This window comes from Paraburkholderia sp. MM6662-R1 (assembly GCF_050436245.1).
Taxonomy (GTDB): Bacteria; Pseudomonadota; Gammaproteobacteria; order Burkholderiales; family Burkholderiaceae; genus Paraburkholderia; species Paraburkholderia tuberum.
The window spans coordinates 15,077-30,674 of record NZ_JBNDLV010000004.1; the positions used below are offsets into that span (position 1 = coordinate 15,077).

At 66.1% G+C, this 15,598-nt stretch carries 19 protein-coding genes and 1 pseudogene; 8 read left to right on the forward strand and 12 right to left on the reverse strand.

Annotation, left to right across the window (positions count from 1 at the left end; genetic code table 11):
• Positions 1 to 74: 74 nt before the first annotated feature.
• The 3 genes from OKW39_RS29820 to OKW39_RS29830 are packed head-to-tail and all read right to left on the reverse strand — an operon-like array spanning position 75 to position 1,237.
• Positions 75 to 620, reverse strand: coding sequence for a cupin (locus tag OKW39_RS29820; protein WP_429564300.1), 546 nt, complete (start codon positions 618 to 620; stop codon positions 75 to 77).
• A gap of 53 nt (positions 621 to 673) precedes the next feature.
• Positions 674 to 850 (reverse strand): hypothetical protein, encoded by a 177-nt coding sequence (locus OKW39_RS29825; protein ID WP_167368764.1) that lies wholly within the window; start codon positions 848 to 850, stop codon positions 674 to 676.
• Between the two features lie 60 nt (positions 851 to 910).
• Positions 911 to 1,237, reverse strand: a complete 327-nt coding sequence (locus tag OKW39_RS29830; RefSeq protein ID WP_090810523.1) for a hypothetical protein — start codon at positions 1,235 to 1,237, stop codon at positions 911 to 913.
• Between the two features lie 194 nt (positions 1,238 to 1,431).
• Between OKW39_RS29830 and OKW39_RS29835 the strand changes: the two genes are divergently transcribed.
• A complete protein-coding gene (locus OKW39_RS29835) occupies positions 1,432 to 1,668 on the forward strand; it encodes a hypothetical protein (RefSeq protein WP_090809894.1) in 237 nt (78 codons plus the stop codon).
• A gap of 47 nt (positions 1,669 to 1,715) precedes the next feature.
• Here OKW39_RS29835 and OKW39_RS29840 read toward each other — a convergent pair whose 3' ends face one another.
• Positions 1,716 to 1,961, reverse strand: coding sequence for a DUF6723 family protein (locus OKW39_RS29840; RefSeq protein ID WP_090809892.1), 246 nt, complete (start codon positions 1,959 to 1,961; stop codon positions 1,716 to 1,718).
• Between the two features lie 177 nt (positions 1,962 to 2,138).
• On the opposite strand from OKW39_RS29840, the gene OKW39_RS29845 reads away from it, so the two are divergent.
• Positions 2,139 to 2,468, forward strand: coding sequence for a hypothetical protein (locus OKW39_RS29845; protein ID WP_429564301.1), 330 nt, complete (start codon positions 2,139 to 2,141; stop codon positions 2,466 to 2,468).
• Here OKW39_RS29845 and OKW39_RS29850 read toward each other — a convergent pair.
• A pseudogene (locus tag OKW39_RS29850) lies at positions 2,385 to 3,064 on the reverse strand (MarC family protein). The gene OKW39_RS29845 and the pseudogene OKW39_RS29850 overlap by 84 nt on opposite strands.
• 349 nt (positions 3,065 to 3,413) lie before the next feature.
• On the opposite strand from OKW39_RS29850, the gene OKW39_RS29855 reads away from it, so the two are divergent.
• From OKW39_RS29855 to OKW39_RS29865, 3 genes are all read left to right on the forward strand, one after another.
• Positions 3,414 to 3,629, forward strand: coding sequence for a DUF3311 domain-containing protein (locus OKW39_RS29855; RefSeq protein WP_090809890.1), 216 nt, complete (start codon positions 3,414 to 3,416; stop codon positions 3,627 to 3,629).
• The gene (locus OKW39_RS29860) at positions 3,626 to 5,101 is read left to right on the forward strand and encodes a sodium:solute symporter family protein (RefSeq protein ID WP_090809888.1); all 1,476 of its coding nucleotides are present in this window, start codon (positions 3,626 to 3,628) and stop codon (positions 5,099 to 5,101) included. Before OKW39_RS29855 ends, OKW39_RS29860 begins: the two co-directional genes overlap by 4 nt.
• 162 nt (positions 5,102 to 5,263) lie before the next feature.
• Positions 5,264 to 5,914: a glutathione S-transferase family protein gene (locus OKW39_RS29865; protein WP_429564302.1), complete on the forward strand. Its 651-nt coding sequence runs from the start codon at positions 5,264 to 5,266 to the stop codon at positions 5,912 to 5,914.
• Between the two features lie 12 nt (positions 5,915 to 5,926).
• On the opposite strand, the gene OKW39_RS29870 is transcribed toward OKW39_RS29865, so the two are convergent.
• Together OKW39_RS29870 and OKW39_RS29875 are read right to left on the reverse strand one after the other, a co-directional pair.
• Positions 5,927 to 7,123 (reverse strand): diguanylate cyclase domain-containing protein, encoded by a 1,197-nt coding sequence (locus tag OKW39_RS29870; RefSeq protein ID WP_429564303.1) that lies wholly within the window; start codon positions 7,121 to 7,123, stop codon positions 5,927 to 5,929.
• The gene (locus OKW39_RS29875; RefSeq protein ID WP_429564304.1) at positions 7,080 to 7,859 is read right to left on the reverse strand and encodes a hypothetical protein; all 780 of its coding nucleotides are present in this window, start codon (positions 7,857 to 7,859) and stop codon (positions 7,080 to 7,082) included. Before OKW39_RS29875 ends, OKW39_RS29870 begins: the two co-directional genes overlap by 44 nt.
• A gap of 589 nt (positions 7,860 to 8,448) precedes the next feature.
• On the opposite strand from OKW39_RS29875, the gene OKW39_RS29880 reads away from it, so the two are divergent.
• Together OKW39_RS29880 and OKW39_RS29885 are read left to right on the forward strand one after the other, a co-directional pair.
• On the forward strand, positions 8,449 to 9,516 hold the full coding sequence (locus OKW39_RS29880) for an FUSC family protein (protein WP_429564305.1): 1,068 nt from the start codon (positions 8,449 to 8,451) through the stop codon (positions 9,514 to 9,516).
• A gap of 75 nt (positions 9,517 to 9,591) precedes the next feature.
• Positions 9,592 to 9,897, forward strand: a complete 306-nt coding sequence (locus OKW39_RS29885; RefSeq protein ID WP_090809877.1) for a hypothetical protein — start codon at positions 9,592 to 9,594, stop codon at positions 9,895 to 9,897.
• A gap of 78 nt (positions 9,898 to 9,975) precedes the next feature.
• Here the strand turns inward: OKW39_RS29885 and OKW39_RS29890 are convergent, their stop codons facing one another.
• The 4 genes from OKW39_RS29890 to OKW39_RS29905 form a co-directional block, all read right to left on the reverse strand.
• On the reverse strand, positions 9,976 to 10,356 hold the full coding sequence (locus OKW39_RS29890) for a cupredoxin domain-containing protein (RefSeq protein ID WP_429353704.1): 381 nt from the start codon (positions 10,354 to 10,356) through the stop codon (positions 9,976 to 9,978).
• Positions 10,357 to 10,392: 36 nt separating this feature from the next.
• Positions 10,393 to 11,337 (reverse strand): metallophosphoesterase family protein, encoded by a 945-nt coding sequence (locus tag OKW39_RS29895; protein ID WP_429564306.1) that lies wholly within the window; start codon positions 11,335 to 11,337, stop codon positions 10,393 to 10,395.
• Between the two features lie 172 nt (positions 11,338 to 11,509).
• Positions 11,510 to 12,469, reverse strand: a complete 960-nt coding sequence (locus OKW39_RS29900; RefSeq protein WP_187611415.1) for an aldo/keto reductase — start codon at positions 12,467 to 12,469, stop codon at positions 11,510 to 11,512.
• A gap of 163 nt (positions 12,470 to 12,632) precedes the next feature.
• A complete protein-coding gene (locus OKW39_RS29905) occupies positions 12,633 to 13,808 on the reverse strand; it encodes an epoxide hydrolase family protein (RefSeq protein WP_429564307.1) in 1,176 nt (391 codons plus the stop codon).
• Positions 13,809 to 13,924: 116 nt separating this feature from the next.
• Here OKW39_RS29905 and surE point away from each other — a divergent pair, with 116 nt between their 5' ends.
• The gene (gene surE / locus OKW39_RS29910) at positions 13,925 to 14,704 is read left to right on the forward strand and encodes a 5'/3'-nucleotidase SurE (protein WP_184060073.1); all 780 of its coding nucleotides are present in this window, start codon (positions 13,925 to 13,927) and stop codon (positions 14,702 to 14,704) included.
• A gap of 31 nt (positions 14,705 to 14,735) precedes the next feature.
• Here the strand turns inward: surE and OKW39_RS29915 are convergent, their stop codons facing one another.
• Complete coding sequence (locus OKW39_RS29915; RefSeq protein ID WP_429564308.1) at positions 14,736 to 15,554, reverse strand: DUF4148 domain-containing protein; 819 nt, start codon at positions 15,552 to 15,554, stop codon at positions 14,736 to 14,738.
• Positions 15,555 to 15,598: the final 44 nt, after the last annotated feature.

The window sequence follows — 15,598 nt, forward strand, 5'->3', positions numbered from 1 at the left end:
ACAGATGATGCGCCTAACCGCGCGACTCTGCACGCCACGCCGCGGCAGGTCGGTTGCTTCGCGAACGACGAAGTTCAGGCCGACTGCAGCCAGAACTCGATGACGGGACCGTGCTTGCCGTCGATCGGATCGAGCGGCGGAAACGGCAACGCCAGCATCTCGGTGAGTTCCTGCGGCGTCAGCGCTTCGCGGCGAATGTCCCATTGCTGTCCTAACGGATAGCCCGCCACCACCTGAAAATGCCGCTCGAACGATTGCAGACAATGGCCGGTGCCGGCCGGCAAGAGCAGCACGTCGCCCGCGTGCACCGTCACCACGCGTCCGCCCGGCCCGCCGACGATCACCTCGGCGCTCGCGTTTGTCACACCGAGCACCTCGTGCGCGGTCGCGTGAAAGTGATGGAAGTCGAAGATGGTGTTGCGCCACTGCGCGGGCCATGCATTGCGCTCGAAGAGGATTTCGAACGCGGCGGGCAGATTGCCGCTGCCGGGCGACAGCGCGCGCCGGTACAGCACGACCGGCAGCTTGCTGTTGTTCGGCACCCAGTCGTGCGACTCCAGCATGAACGCTTCGTATTCGGTCTGCGCGGCGTCGAAGCCGTGCCTGGACTCGTTGAACATGGTTGCTCCTGGCTTGTGATGCGGTTGCCGCGAACCTGCGGACGAGCAGCCGGCTAGCCTCCGCCGATGCCCTGCAGCACCTTGCCCGTGCCGCCGCACACCGCGCAGCGAGCGCCCTCGACCTTGCCCGTGCCGTGGCAGGCGCCGCACAGGTCTTCGCCAGCGCCCGGCGTGTTGGGCGGCGCTTCGTCGCCGGGGTTCACCGATTGGGTTGGATTGTCCGGTTGCATGCGCTTTCTCCGGTTGGGTGTTGACGGATTGGATGCACGGCTGGCACGCAACGCGCCGCGTCATTGCTCGCCCGGCTGCTTGTGATGCGACTCGCGCCCGCCGCCCCCCGGCGGCTCCGCGTGCTCGCCGGTGCCGAGCGGCACTTCGGCGCCCTGGCGCGGCCGCTCGCTCGACCGTGGCGGATTGGTCGCTTTGTCCACGCCGGTCTGCACGACCGGTTCGATGCCGAGCGGACTCGGCTCGACGTAGTGCGTGCCGCTCGGCTTGTTGCGGGCTTTGACTTCGTCGGACAGCGTGGGCGCGGCGCGGTTATCTGGCCTCGCGGACTGCTCGCCGCCCGGCGTCGCGCTCTGCTGCGGGGTGTCGGTCGATTGGGGATCTTGCATCGCGCCCTCCTCGTTTGTTCTGCCGTCGATTCGCGTCATTACGCGCCATCTCGAACGGCACCTGGTTCATGCAGCAACATTCGAGCCTTGCCGGAGAAGTCCGCGCGCAGCGCAACAGGCACGGCCATTGCGAGCTCGAAGGCAGTAGCGCGGCACGTTCGCTTTGTAAAAAAGCGCCCCCGAAGGAGAACCTCATGAGCATTACGACAATTCGCATATCCGATACCGAGGTGCAGGTCGAGCGCACGCTGTACACGTTCGCGCAAAAGAGCGACGCCGATGCGTTCCAGAACTGCCTCGTCGACGGTTCGGTCGACACCTGCTATCGCGATCATCCACCGCTGTCGGCGCGCCCTACCCTGCCCGACGAACATCCGGACGATCCCGCGCGCGGCAGCACGATTTCGCCGTCGCTCGGCGGTATGCCCTGATGGCTCTGCGCCTCTCACGCAAGCACTGCCAAACCGGCTGCGCCCGCTCAGCCTTCGGGCGCGGCACGATCGGCCGCGACGAGCTTGCGGCCGTATGCAATTGCGGCGCGGCGTGCTTCGTCGGCGGTCGCATAGGGGCCGATCTGCGGTGCGCCCTCGAATGGGAACAGAATCCGCCTGTCCGCTTTCCTCACAACCTTCAGTCCACCTATATATCGGCCGTCGCCTGTTCCGTGATAGCTGGCGAAAATCTCGAAGTCGTCGTCGGCAACGTCGGCCTTATGTCGCGCCATATGCGCTCCTCGTCCTGTGCTTTGCGTGGGCGATGTCCAATGTGAGCCGGGCGCGCGCGGTCATCGCGATGCGGCACGCGTGCCGGGTTCCAGCAATTGGCGTTCCACGCGAACGAGATCCGTCGGCATGCGGCACGGGCATTGCGCGTCTGAACGAAGACTATAGGGAGAGGACCGATGGATTCACCTGATACGAGCCGGCAAGCGCCCGGTGCAATCGGCACATTCGACCAGTCGCTGCCGCTGCATCCGCATGCGCCGATGCCGCCCGAAGTCGACCCCGACATCGCGCCGAACACGCCGCCGCCGAAGATCGACCCCGATCCGATCCCCGACGATCCGGTCGACGTTCCGCACGAACCACCCGAAGGCGATCCACCTGCGGCGCCGCCGCCACAGCGTGCATGGCGCCGGCATGCGGCGCTAGCCCGCCGGCGGGCGCATCGTCGCGATCGGAATCAGGAATTCGGATACACCGGTCAGAATGATCTGCACGCCGATGCATAGCAGCAGGAACGCCGACACCCGCAACGCGACCTTGGTGCCCTCGACGCCGAGATAGCGCGCGAGGATCGTCGCGCGGCTGTAGATCAGATACACGCAGACGGCCACCGCGAACGTGATGGCGACCGACGCGATGCCCGACATCACGAACGCCGACAGCTTGTGCGTGCGATTCGCCGACAGCGCGATCGCGGTCGCGATCGAGCCGGGCCCAGTGGTCAGCGGCACGGTCAGAGGAAAGAACGCGCGCGATTTCGCGGTTTCGGCGTCGACGCGCTTGACTTCCGTCTGCTCGACCGCCGGCGTGTCCGGCGCATTGAGCATTTGCCAGCCGCCCACGGCAAGCGCGAGCCCGCCGCCGATGCGCAGCGCCTCCATCGAGATACCAAAGAAATGCAGGATCGGCGTGCCGATGAAGAATGCCACCAGCAGCACAACGGCGGCGTTGATCGCGATCTTGCGCGGGCGAGTAAGGTGCGCTCGTCGAGGGTCAACGACGCGGTCCGGTCCAGAAACACGAACGCGCCGCTGAACGGATTGATGATGCTGATTAAGCCGATAAAGCCAAACATGATGTCCGAGATCAGACTTTCGACCATGTGGGTGTCCGTGTGCCTGCTTGTCTGCGTGTGCTCGCGCGGGTTCGCGCCTGGGCGCGCTGCCGGTCATGAACCCGGCCGGAATCGCGCGGTCCGGAAAATGCTGCAATGCTCGCAGATCATATCGCGGCGCGCCAGTCGGCCTGCAGAAAAGCCGCGCGACGCCTTGCGCGCCACGGCGCGTCCCGCTTTGCACTGCAGCAATCCGGGCTGGAAAGATGCAATTGCAGCGGTCGAAACTCCGACATTTATTTTGACCTGCTTTACGGGACCGAAGTATCCGGCATACAGTCCTCAGCGAAGCCGGAATTTCAACGACACATACCTACTGGTTCGAGGAGTTGTCCACATGCTGCTTCGTGTACTTGCCGCGTTGCCGTTCGTCGGCATCCTGGTCGGCGTTTCGTTTGTCAATCGCGTCGAGCCGCTCGTGCTCGGCATGCCGTTCGTGCTGGCCTGGATCGTCATGTGGGTGGTGTTGAGCGCGATCATCATGGCGATCATCTACAACCTCGATCCGTCCAACCGACACGTCGCCGCCGATGGCGAGGAGGTTCGCCCATGAGCGCACTCGTCATCATCGCCGCCGTTACGCTATTCGCGCTGTTCCTCGGCGTGCGCGCAAGGCGCGGCCACGACATGAGCCTCGAGCAGTGGACCGTGGGCGGCCGCAGCTTCGGCACCGCGTTCGTGTTCCTGCTGATGGCCGGCGAAATCTATACGACCTTCACGTTCCTCGGCGGCAGCGGCTTCGCGTACGGTAAGGGGGCGCCGGTCTACTACATCCTCGCGTACGGCACGCTCGCGTACATCCTGTCGTACTGGATGCTGCCGCCGATCTGGCGCTACGCGAAGACGCACCGCCTGGTCTCGCAGCCGCACTTCTTGAGGCGCAAATACGAGAGCCCGGCGCTCGGCACGCTGGTCGCGCTGGTCGGCGTGGCCGCGCTGATCCCGTACCTGGTGCTGCAATTGAAGGGCCTCGGCATCATCGTCGCGACCGCGTCGTACGGCGCGATCTCGTCGACGGCGGCGATCTGGATCGGCGCGATCGTCGTGACCTCTTACGTGATCGTGTCGGGCGTGCGCGGCTCCGCCTGGAACTCGGTGGCCAAGGATCTGCTGATTCTCGCGATCGTGCTGTTCCTCGGCATCTATCTGCCGCTGCATTACTACGGCGGCATCGGCGCGATGTTCCGCACGATCGACGCCGCCCGTCCCGGCTTCCTGACCTTCCCGGCGCGCGGTTCGAGCGTCGTGTGGTTCCAGTCGACGGTGCTGCTGACGGCGCTCGGCTTCTTCATGTGGCCGCACACGTTCGGTTCGATCTTCACGGCGAAGGACGAGCGAATCTTCCGCCGCAATGCCGCGATTCTGCCGCTCTATCAGCTGATCCTGCTGTTCGTGTTCTTCGTCGGCTTCGCGGCGACGCTGCGCGTGCCGGGCCTGAAGGGCGCCGACATCGACCTGTCGTTGTTCCGCCTGTCGCTGCAGACGTTCGATCCGTGGTTCGTCGGCGTGATCGGCGCGGCCGGTATCCTGACCGCGCTGGTGCCGGGCTCGATGATCCTGACCTCGGCGTCGACGCTGCTCGCCAACGACGTGTATCGCGGCATGGTGAACCGCAACGCGTCGGATGCGTCGGTCGCGGTGATCGCGCGCTTCCTCGTACCGGTCGTGGCGCTGGTCGCGGTCGCCTTCACGCTGAACGGCGGCGAAACCATCGTCGCGCTGCTGCTGATGGGCTACAGCTTCGTCACGCAATTGTTCCCGGCCGTGCTCTGCAGCCTGTTCCCGCACAACCGCGCGACGAGGCAAGGCGCGTTCTGCGGCATCGTCGCGGGTGTCGCGGTGGTCACACTGACCACGACGCTGCACTGGAGCGTCGGTCACCTGATGCCGTTCCTGCCCGATGCGCTGAAGGACGTCAACATCGGCTTCCTTGCGCTCGCGGTCAATGTGATCGTGTTCGTGATCGTCAGCGCGGTGACGCAGCCGAGCGCAGCCGAGCAGGAGAAGCACGCGTCGGCGCATTGAAAGACCTGGCCGCGGGCATGATTCGAGGCTTGCTGTTTCGAGCGCCCGCATTTGCGTACGCTGGCGCCTTACGCATCTGAAGGGGCTGTTCGTTTCGGCGACAGCCCCTGATTCTTTCTGTTCACGGCTCGACCTCGCTCTCGACGATCCACGGAGCCCCGAATGTCCTACGTTCTCTACTACTCGCCCGGCGCGGCCAGCATGCCCGTGCACTGGATGCTGCTCGAAATGGGCGTGCCGTTCGAAGCGCGCCTCGTCGATATCGACGCGGGCCAGCAGCACGATCCCGAGTATCTGCGTCTGAATCCGGCCGGGCGCGTGCCCACGCTGGTCGTCGATGGCGTGCCGCGGCATGAATCGGCCGCGCTGCTGATGCTGCTCGCCGAGCGCCACGCCGAGGCCGACCTCGCGCCCACGCCCGGCTCGGCCGCACGCGCGCAATGGCTCGAATGGATGATCTACCTCGCGAATACGCTGCTGCCCGCGATGCGCGACTGGTTCTACGCCGGCAGCGACGGCGACCCCACGGGCGCCGAGGCGGTGCGTGCGCTCGCGCAACGCCGCATCGAAGAAGCGTGTGCGCGGCTCGACAGGCATTTCGCCGACGGCCACGCATACCTCGCGGGCGGCAAGCTCAGCACGGCCGATCTGCTCGCGCTCGTGCTGATGCGCTGGACCCGCAACATGCCCCACCCCGCGACGGTGGGCTGGCCGCATCTCGCGAGCTATATCCGCAGGCTGCGCGCACGGCCGGCGTTCATCGAACTCAACGAGCGCGAAAAGCTGACGGAGTGGCGCAACGAAGGCCAGTGACGTTCAGACGGTTCACAACGTCGCTTCCCTGCCCGTCTGCGCCGCGAACGCGAAGCCGTTTTTGCCGTCGCGCTTGACCTGATACATCGCGGCATCGGCGGCGGCGACCAGACGGCGGTGATCGTCGACGTCGTCGGGATAACTCGCAATGCCCACGCTCGCGCGCACGCCGCCGATTCCCATCTGTTGGTCGGTGTCGACCACGCAGGCCATCAGCCGGCGCGCGATCTCGGCGAGCTCGTCATCGCCCGCAAAGGTGCGCACCAGCACCGCGAACTCGTCGCCGCCGATGCGCGCGACCAGATCGCCTTTGCGCACCGACGCGCGAAACCGGGCGGATACCGCGGCAAGGAATTCGTCGCCGGTGCGATGCCCGAACGAATCGTTGACCTGCTTGAAGCCATCGAGGTCGATATACAGCACGGCGAAGCGCTGCTCGACGGCCGCGGTCCGCGCGTGCCTCGCGGCAGAGTCGAGCGCGGCCAGCAGCTTGCGGCGGTTCGACAGGCCCGTCAGCGAATCGTGCAGCGACGCCAGCTCGAACTCGTGCGACTGCCCCGCGAGCTGGCGGGTGCGCTTCGCGTACATGCCGAGCGCCGTGATCAGCATGCAGAACAGCAGCGCGGCGAGCGCGATCAGCGTGCGCGCGACGTGCGCGACGCGCAGCCGCACGTCGGCGCTCGACGCGTCGCGTTGCGCGCGCCAGTAGGCCGACACGCTGCCGAGCGCCGCCGCGACGGCTTCGGGCGTCGCCTGTGTCGGTGACATCGACGGAATGGGCGGCGCCGGCGACGGACTCGCGTTGACGAGCGCCGCGAGCGCCGCGAAACGCCGCGCGAGTTCGGCGCGCGCCGCGTCATAGGCCGGCACGAACGACGCGTCGTGACTCGCCGGGGTGTCGGCCATCCGCTGCCACGCGGCCAACTGCTCGCGCGCGCTGTCGACGCGCCCGGCGGCTTCGAGCACGAGGCCCGCGTACTCCTGCTTCAACTGATCGGAAAACACCGTGCGGATCTGCATCGCCACATACAGCAGGCCGAACAGCAGACACAACAGCGCGGCCACGCCGACGCTCGCGGGCCCCAGCCGGAACCGCCACACCGGCACGCGCGCGCGTGCGGCGCCGCGCAGCCCTGCTCGCCCCGCTGGCCCGACGACCGCGTGCTCAGGGATGGGAGTAGGTATCTTGTTGCCGTCGGCCGTTGTCATGTTGACGATAGCTCACGCGTCGAAAGAACTGTCCGATCCGCGCAAACAGACCGCCCTTGTGCTGCGACGACGCGCGCCGCTCCTGCTGTGCGAGCCGTGCTTCTTTCGCGTCGTGACCGGCCGCGGGCTTCGCGGTGGAATGGGCGGCATTGGCGACGTGCCGCGTGTAGCCCGGCGGCGGCGTGGGAACAACGGGGGCTGTGGGTGGGGTGGCCGACATATCCGCCGACATATCCGCCGAGGTATCGACCGGCGTATCGGCCAGCGTGGCGGTGAGATTCGGGTCAGGCGTACTCGCGCGGATCTGCCCGGACCACACGGCCGGGTTGGTGTCCTCGAAGCCGCCGTTCGCGCCGGCCGCTGCGAGCGCGACCTCTGGCGCAGCGGGCTGCCTGGCTGACGGCATGGCAAACGGCATGGCAAACGGCGCGGCGGCCTCCTCCGGCGCGTGCGCGACGGCCACCGTCGGCACCCGGGCCGATGCCGATGAGCCGAGCGCCTGGCGCGCGCCCGCAATGGCATCCGCGTACGTCTGCTGATCCTGGTTGAACCAGACGCCGTAGGCGACGGTGCCCATCACACCGAAGGTCAGCGCGCCGGCCGCCGCGAGGCACAGGGCGAGGCGGCCGAAGCGCGGGGGCGGCACGCCCGATTCGTCAGGGCTGTCGGGTTCGAAGGAGGACCGGCCGTCCGTTGTGGAATGACGCAAGTCGATATCGTCGGGATCGGTAGCCATCGCAATACGCTCCGGGTATGCCACTTCTTGCAGACAAGCTGGCGCGCTGACGAGCCGGCGCGTAAACCGAGCTCGCGGACTGCCGCTGCACGCAATGCTCAATGAATGTAATCCTGTCGCGAACGGCCGACAACATAGCAGCGTTGCGTTTCCGCCTCGCTTCGGCGGTGCTTCAAACGACGCCGCCCGATGCCGTGTGAGTTGGCAAAAAAGCGTGCAAAGCCGGTAAAAACTCCAACCTGGCACAGAGCCCGAGAGCCAGCCGTGCGCCTGCCGGAGGCCGCTACGCTCGATGCGACGCGGATTCTGCGAAACGCGCCAACGCGGTCGCCGTTTCGCACGCAACAACCGGGCCTGGCGGCGAACGCGCGCGCGACGCCGAAACCGCCGCTTGAAACCCGCGTTGGACTGCGCGCGCCGCGCGCCTCGAGCCGCATTCCGCGAACCTGCTGCCGTGCGAATTCCCGAAGCCGTCCGCGCCGGATGATAAGGTCACGTGCGCGCATGTCGCGAACGCCGCGCCGTGCCGGGCCCAACGGTGCCGGGCCCAACGGTGCTCGGCCCCACGTCATCGGTCAGCATAAAAATCATGTCGAACAGGTATCTGCACCAACCACTCACGCCCTTGCGCCGCGCGCTCGCGCGCTTTTCTCTGTCGGAAACCGCCAAGTACACGAAGCTGACGCTCGGCCTGTGGATCGGTTTCGGCATCCCATACCTGCTCGGCTTTCCCGACGCGGCCGTGCCGCTAGCCGGTTCGACGATGCTGACGCTGGCGCTCGGTAGCTCGATTTCGGCGGCTCGAAGCTACTTCTATAAGCGGGTGTTTTCGAACGTGGTGGCGATGCCGATCGGCACGCTGCTGATCTGGCTGACCGCGCCGCACCTGTGGATGGGCGCGGCGCTGCTGCCGGTCGTGATCTTCAGCATCGTCGCGCTGCGGCCGTCGCTGTTCCAGATGACCAGCATCACGGTGCCGATCACGCTCGTGCTCTATACCGGCGAACATCTTCCGCTGCTCGAACAGCGCCTGATTGGCGTGGTACTCGGCATGTTGCTCGGCTTCGTCATCCAGCAGATCGCGTTTCCGCCCGATCACGGCTACTGGGCGAACACGCTCGTCAACGACGGCAACGAACAGGCCACCGATGTCGTCGCGCAACTGGCCGCGGGACAGCTCGACAAAGCGCAGATCAAGCCGGCGGCCTCCAGGCTGCGCATGCTGAGCACGAACCTGAAGCAGGCGCACCTGCTGCTGAAGACCGACCTCGAGCAGGCGTGGGTGTCGCCGCATCTGAAGCGCAACGCGGCACGGCTGCCGGTGTTCGCGAGCTATCAGGAGACCTTCGATTCGCTGGTCAATTTTCTTGAAACGATGGACACGTTTCACGATCAGTTCGCCGCGCTCGACGCCGCGTGGCGCGAAATGTTTCTCGCGCGGCTCGCGCGGCTCGTCAACGCGCACCGGCAACTGGCCGGGGCGGCGGACCTGCGCGTCGAGCGTCCGCCGCTCGACGCGCCGCCGCTGCATTTGGAGGACCTGCGTGAGCTGACCGAGGAGCTGCCCGCGTCGGACGTGTTTACGAGCGTGTACCTCGGGCATCTGACCGGCTATGGGATTCTGCTGTGCCGGTTGAGCGAGTTGCATACCGCGTGACCCAAAACCCCCGTGCTTATGCCATGTGCAAACAGACGGCATCTCAAAATTACCAGAGCTGCAGAGGTTTCTGAGATGACAAAGCGCCAGCGTGCCACCGTGATTTTTTATAACGAGGATGCCTGTGAAATCCAGGTATGTACCGTGTCGCGCGAGGAAGTCGAGGGGGCAATTGATCGGCAGATAGCGCGCGGAATGGCAATGACTGTGCCTCTGGGTTCGGACGATTGCCGCGCGCCGATCACGGACGAAACCTTGCGTCAAATCGGAGGCATGGCTGTTCTCAACCAGGCGTCTGTCCATCCCGAATTGCGCGATCGTCTGCAGATTTCGCTGCACCACCCCGTCGACTGGGGGCAGGCCAAGCCGCCTACGGAATAACAGTGCTCGCGATCCAGGGTTGAGTTCGGAGCAAAATCCGAACTGCCCTTGCTGAGCAAGGGTTTGGCGGCAATCGGATCATTGCACGGTAATGGTCGCCTTCATGTTCGGATGGATGCCGCAAAAGATCTTGTACACGCCCGGTTTATCGAATTTGAACTGATAGGTGTCGTCCTGATCGAGCGCGGCCGAGCGGAACAGGCCCGCGTCGTTGACCACGCTGTGCGGCTCGCCGTCGAGATTCTTCCATGTGACCGTCGTGCCCGCCTTGATGGTCAGTTCCATCGGCGAGAACATGAAGTTCTTGATGACGATCGCGTTAGGCGTCGACGCGACGGTCTGTTTCTGCACCTGCATCGGCATCGTCGTTTGCGCAAAACCGAGCCCCGCCGACACCGCCAGAATCGCGACACTGCCGAGCAGAATCGCGAGCGCGCGGCCCATCATCCTGGTTAGCATCATTGATCTCCTCGAGCGTAAAAGTAGCGCGTGTCGTCAGGCGAGCGTCGTGTCGTCGAGCGTCGCCTTCAGCGGATGACGCGCGATGCTGACGCTCGTCACGCCGAGCATCTTCGGCAACTGCTCGCTCGCGACCTTCAGCGGCCCAGGGCCATCGCCCTGGCCGGCGGTCGGCTGCGGATAGGCGGTCGAGCGCGCGGTATGGAACGTCACGTTGCCCTCGACCTTCGTCACGATCTGATGAATGTGGCCGTTCAACACCGTCACGGAACCGAAGCGCTTCAGATAGCTCATCGCCTGTCCCGCGTCGCCCGTGCCCCAGCCCCACGGCTCGTAGATGGTCCACATCGGCATGTGCGCGAACACCACGACCGGGGTGCTCGACGAGCGGCCTTTCAGATCGTTTTCGAGCCATTCGAGCTGCTCGTCGCCGAGACCGCCGAGGCCGTTCGGCTTGAAATGCATCACGTTGACGAGCCCGACGAAATGCACGCCCTGGTGATCGAAGCTGTAATAGCCGCGGTTATCCGAAGCCTTGCCGAAGCGGCTGAAGTACTCCGTGCCGGGGCCGTCGGTGACGTCATGCTCGCCGGGGACCGTGTGCAGCTCGGTGATCCTCAGTCCCGACATCAGCTGCGCGGCCAGATCGAATTCCGCGGGCTTCGACAGATGCGTGATGTCGCCGGTGTGAATCGCGAGCGGCGGACGCGCCGGCATCGCGTTGACGTAATCGATCGTCTGTTTCAGCGTGCCCGCGACGTCGGGATTCGCCTCCTTGTTGAAGCCGATATGCGTGTCGCTGATCTGCAGGAAAAGCGGCGTGCCAGCCGCTGGCGTCGCGGTGTTCGCGTCGGCCGCGAGCGCGAGTTCGACCGGCGTCAGCACGCCGCCCGACAGCATGAACACGGTGCCGAGGCCACCGAACGCAAGACACTTCAGCGCGCCGCGACGCGCCGGATCGAATGAATGATGTGACGACATGATGACCTCACGATAAGGATTCGCCGAACCGAACCCGGTTCGTGAGGCATGACTGGCGTGTGGCCGGTTTTATTCCCGTGTCGTGCGGCGTTTGTGGGAGGCGGCACCTGTATGCGAATAGCAAGCGGCAAGTAATCGCCGTGGCGGACTGCGCACTGGATTGCGCATCACGTCAGCCGCCGACCGCCGCGATGATCCGCGCGCGCATCGCGTCGTCGGGTAGCGGTCCCGATCCCGCGCGCACGTTGTCCGCCATGTATTGCGGCCGCCCGGTGCCCGGAATCACGACCGTCACCGCCGGCTGCGCGAGCACGAATTTCAACAGAATCTGCGCCCAGCTCGTGCAGCCGATTTCGCCGGCCCATGCGGGCAACGGCATTTTCATCACGCGCGCGAGCAAACCGCCGCCGCCGAACGGTTGATTGATCACGACGCCGATGCCGAGATCGGCCGCGAGCGGCAGGATACGCTGCTCGGCCGCGCGATCGTCGGCGGCGTAGTTGATCTGCACGAAGTCGGGCTTCTCGCTGCGCATCACCGCCGCGACTTCGTCGAAAGCGCTCGATGTGTAATGCGTGATGCCGAGATAGCGAATCCGGCCGCGCGCTTTCCAGTCGCGCAAGGTCGCGAGCTGCGTGCGCCAGTCGAGCAGATTGTGGATCTGCATCAGATCGACATGCGGCTGCTGAAAACGCCGCAGCGATTCCTCCATCTGCGCGATGCCCGCCTCGCGTCCCTCGGTCCAGACCTTGGTGGCGACGAACGCCTTGCGATGCGCGTCGAGCTGCGTGAGCAGCGCGCCCGCGACCGCTTCCGACGAACCGTACATCGGCGAAGAATCGATCACCGAGCCGCCCGCTTCGAACAGGATGCGCAGTACCTCGGCGAGTCGGGCGCGGGCGGCGGCATCGTCGCCGACGTCGAAGGTGCGCCACGTGCCGCAGCCGATCACCGGCAGCGCTTCGCCGGTGGACGGGATCGCGCGGCGGCTCACGCGGGGTAAGGCGGCACCGGATTGCGCGTGCGCCTCGGTTTGCGCGGACGTGACGCGCGACAGCGCAAGCGCTGCCGGCAGCCCGAGCGCCGTGCGCAGAAAGCGGCGGCGGTGATCGTGGTTCGACGAATGTGCCATAGCCTGTATGGTGCCCTCGTGCATGAAAGTTCGACCACCGTCCACGCTGGCCTGGCTGTCGTCGATGAATGCGTGCAGCCTGCGATCGCCGCGAGACGCTCGACGCGAGCGGCGCGGTCGTGTGAGGTGAAACAGAAGCAGCGTGACGCGTCGCGCTGCGCGCCTAGCGCGCTTTCTGCCGCAACGGCCTGAAGAACTTTCGAATCTCGGCCGCGAGCAACGCGGGCTTTTCCATCGCCGCGAAGTGCCCGCCGGCTGGCATTTCGCTCCACTGCGCGACGTTGAAGGTTCGTTCGAGCCAGCTTCGCGGCGGATGATTGATCTCCTTCGGAAACAGCGCGAAGCCGACTGGTGTGTCGATGCGCTCGCCGTCGGAGAAACGCATCGGCTGCAGGCGGTTTTCCCAATACATCTGCATCGCCGGGCCGATGCACTGCGTGAACCAGTACAGCGAGATATTGGTCAGCAGATCGTCTTTCGAGAACACGCTTTCCACCTCGCCGCCGCAATCGCTCCACGCGCGAAACTTCTCGCCGATCCATGCGGCGAGTCCCACCGGCGAATCGTTTAGCGACGCGGCGAGCGTCAGGGGTTTGGTGCCGTGCTGATGCGCGTAACCGCCTTCGAGCGCGGCCCAGTCGTTCTTCTCGCGCAGATAGTCCTGCTCGGCCGGCGTCAGTTCCCGCTGCGCCGCGCCGATCGCGGGCTCATAGGAACTCGGCAGGAAGTTCAGATGGATGCCGTCGACCACCCGCGGATGATGCGCGGCCAACGCGATCGACACGCCCGCGCCAAGATCGCCGCCCTGCGCGCCGAAACGCTCGTAGCCGAGCCCGCGCATCAGTAACACCCACAGGTCCGCGACCTTGAACGCGGACATGCCGGCCTGCGCGGGCGCAGGCGAAAACGCGAAGCCCGGCAGCGACGGCGCGACGACGTCGAAGGCGTCGGCGGGATCGGCGCCGAACGCGACCGGATCGCACAACTGATCGAGCAGCGCGTGAAACTCGAAGAAGGAACCGGGCCAGCCGTGCGTGATCACCAGCGGATAAGCCTGAAAGCCGGGCGCGACACTGGCGGCGCGCCGATGCGCGAAGTGCACGGTCTGGCCGTTCACGTCGGCGAGAAATTGCGGCAACTGGTTCAACCTGCGTTCGGCCGCGCGCCAGTCGAATTGCCCGGCCCAATAGCTCGCGAGATCGCGCAGCCAGGCCGGGTCGGCGCCCTGCTGCCAGGCGGGCGCGGGCGTCGTGGGCGCCCAGCGGGTGGCGTGGATGCGGCGGCGCAAATCGTCGATGTCCTGATCGGCGATCGCAATCTCAAACGGGTCGATCTGCATGAGGGTCGTCCTGGGTCGTTGGCGGCTCACCGTCATCGTACGCGCGTCGGACGGAAGCCCGATAATGGGCGTCCCTTCCCTACGATTCATTCACCGAGCCACAGGAGATTGACGCGATGTCCGCTTACGAATCCAAGCTGCCGCGAGTGCTGCTGACGAACGACGACGGTATCGACGCGCCCGGCCTCGCCGTGCTCGAAGCCGTGGCCGCCGAGCTCGCGCACGAAGTCTGGGTGGTCGCGCCCGAGCACGACCAGAGCGGTACGTCGCATTCCATCAGCCTGCATTCGCCGCTGCGCGTGAGCCGCCAGGGCGAACGCCGTTTCGGCGTGACCGGCACGCCCGGCGATTGTGTCGTGATGGGCGTGCGTCATCTGATGCGCGAGGCGCCGCCGTCGCTGGTGCTGTCCGGCGTCAATCGCGGCGGGAACCTCGGCATCGAAACGATGTTCTCGGGCACAGTCGGCGCGGCGATGACAGGTCTGCTGCTCGGGCTGCCGTCGTTCGCGCTGAGCCAGGCGTTCAGCGATCGCGAGCGCGTGCGCTGGGACACCGCGCGCACGCTCGCACCCGGCGTGATCCGTCAATTGCTCGCGATCGAGCATGCGGCGCCGACCTGCCTGAACATCAACTTCCCCGACGTCGATGCCGCCGACGCAGGTCCGCTGACGCCGACGCGCCAGGGCGTCGGGCTCGTCAGGGACATCGAGGTGCTGCCGGAAGTCGACCCGCGCGGCATCGCGTATCACTGGCTGCGCTTCGATCGTGGCCCGCGCGAGAACGATGCCGACAGCGAAACGGCAACCGTCGCGGCGGGGTGCGTATCGGTCACGCCGCTTGCGTTCGATCGCACCGACGAAGCCACCTTCGCGCGGCTCGCCGCGTCGTTGATCTAACGGTTGCCGGGGACGCGGCGCGAGGCCCGCTTCAGTGCGCCCCAGGTCCCGATGGCTCGGGTCTGCCGAACGCGGGCATCGTGCCGTTCTCACGCGCACGCACGAGTTCGGCCTCTACTTCGGCGCGGGTTTTGGGGCCGTTGCTGGCGACCGCCTGAGTTGCGGACTGGCTGGTCAGCCCCGCGCGCGGCATCGACCATGGCGACTCGACGCCTTGCGTTGCATATTGCGGCAACGGCCGCGCCTCTGGCACGACGCTGGCCGCTTTCTTCCCAGACCGCTCAGCAGTAGAACTTTTCCGGTGGCTGCCGCCCCGCGCATGACTACCCGATGTCGTCGCAACACTTTGCGCTGAGTGCGGTTTCGTCGCGGTACCCGACGCAACGCGGCTATGGTGTGCGTGCCCGGTCTTTGCCGTGGGTGGCGCCTGGGTCCGGTTCGAAGTCACCGCAGGCTGCGGCGGCAAACTCGTCTGCTGCGGCTGCGGCTGCGGGTGCGGCTGCTGCTGTTGCTGCGCCTTGTTCGACTCCCGCGCGAACTGTAGCGCCGCGATGGCCAGAGCATCGCCCGCCTGCGCTCCAATCGACGCGGCCCGCTGAGCCCGCAAGGCGGCCACGTCGTCGCGCAGCGCATGGCGGCGCGTTGCCGGCGCGACCGTCGCCGCGCCGGGCCGGCCTTCGCTCTGCCCTGCCGCCGCCGCCGTCGCGCTGACACCCCGTCCGCCGTCGGCGACGAGACTCACGTCCCGACCGGACGACCAGTCGTTGTCCAGCTGCGACACATAGGCCCCAATCGTCACCGCGCCGAAGACGAGGCCCATCAACACGATCATTCTCGGTTCGCTATACAAGGCACGCTCCCCATTCCAACCGATCGACCGACCCATTAGTCGAA

Excerpts from the sequence above, each read along its gene's own strand:
- OKW39_RS29860 (WP_090809888.1), top strand. The coding sequence starts at position 3,626 with ATGAGCGCACTCGTCATCATCGCCGCCGTTACGCTATTCGCGCTGTTC.
- OKW39_RS29865 (WP_429564302.1), top strand. The coding sequence starts at position 5,264 with ATGTCCTACGTTCTCTACTACTCGCCCGGCGCGGCCAGCATGCCCGTG.
- OKW39_RS29820 (WP_429564300.1), bottom strand. The coding sequence starts at position 620 with ATGTTCAACGAGTCCAGGCACGGCTTCGACGCCGCGCAGACCGAATAC.
- OKW39_RS29895 (WP_429564306.1), bottom strand. The coding sequence starts at position 11,337 with ATGTCGTCACATCATTCATTCGATCCGGCGCGTCGCGGCGCGCTGAAG.
- OKW39_RS29830 (WP_090810523.1), bottom strand. The coding sequence starts at position 1,237 with ATGCAAGATCCCCAATCGACCGACACCCCGCAGCAGAGCGCGACGCCG.
- OKW39_RS29880 (WP_429564305.1), top strand. The coding sequence starts at position 8,449 with ATGTCGAACAGGTATCTGCACCAACCACTCACGCCCTTGCGCCGCGCG.
- OKW39_RS29870 (WP_429564303.1), bottom strand. The coding sequence starts at position 7,123 with ATGACAACGGCCGACGGCAACAAGATACCTACTCCCATCCCTGAGCAC.
- OKW39_RS29855 (WP_090809890.1), top strand. The coding sequence starts at position 3,414 with ATGCTGCTTCGTGTACTTGCCGCGTTGCCGTTCGTCGGCATCCTGGTC.
- OKW39_RS29825 (WP_167368764.1), bottom strand. The coding sequence starts at position 850 with ATGCAACCGGACAATCCAACCCAATCGGTGAACCCCGGCGACGAAGCG.
- OKW39_RS29900 (WP_187611415.1), bottom strand. The coding sequence starts at position 12,469 with ATGGCACATTCGTCGAACCACGATCACCGCCGCCGCTTTCTGCGCACG.
- OKW39_RS29835 (WP_090809894.1), top strand. The coding sequence starts at position 1,432 with ATGAGCATTACGACAATTCGCATATCCGATACCGAGGTGCAGGTCGAG.
- OKW39_RS29890 (WP_429353704.1), bottom strand. The coding sequence starts at position 10,356 with ATGCTAACCAGGATGATGGGCCGCGCGCTCGCGATTCTGCTCGGCAGT.
- OKW39_RS29905 (WP_429564307.1), bottom strand. The coding sequence starts at position 13,808 with ATGCAGATCGACCCGTTTGAGATTGCGATCGCCGATCAGGACATCGAC.
- OKW39_RS29840 (WP_090809892.1), bottom strand. The coding sequence starts at position 1,961 with ATGGCGCGACATAAGGCCGACGTTGCCGACGACGACTTCGAGATTTTC.
- OKW39_RS29875 (WP_429564304.1), bottom strand. The coding sequence starts at position 7,859 with ATGGCTACCGATCCCGACGATATCGACTTGCGTCATTCCACAACGGAC.
- OKW39_RS29845 (WP_429564301.1), top strand. The coding sequence starts at position 2,139 with ATGGATTCACCTGATACGAGCCGGCAAGCGCCCGGTGCAATCGGCACA.
- OKW39_RS29885 (WP_090809877.1), top strand. The coding sequence starts at position 9,592 with ATGACAAAGCGCCAGCGTGCCACCGTGATTTTTTATAACGAGGATGCC.
- surE (WP_184060073.1), top strand. The coding sequence starts at position 13,925 with ATGTCCGCTTACGAATCCAAGCTGCCGCGAGTGCTGCTGACGAACGAC.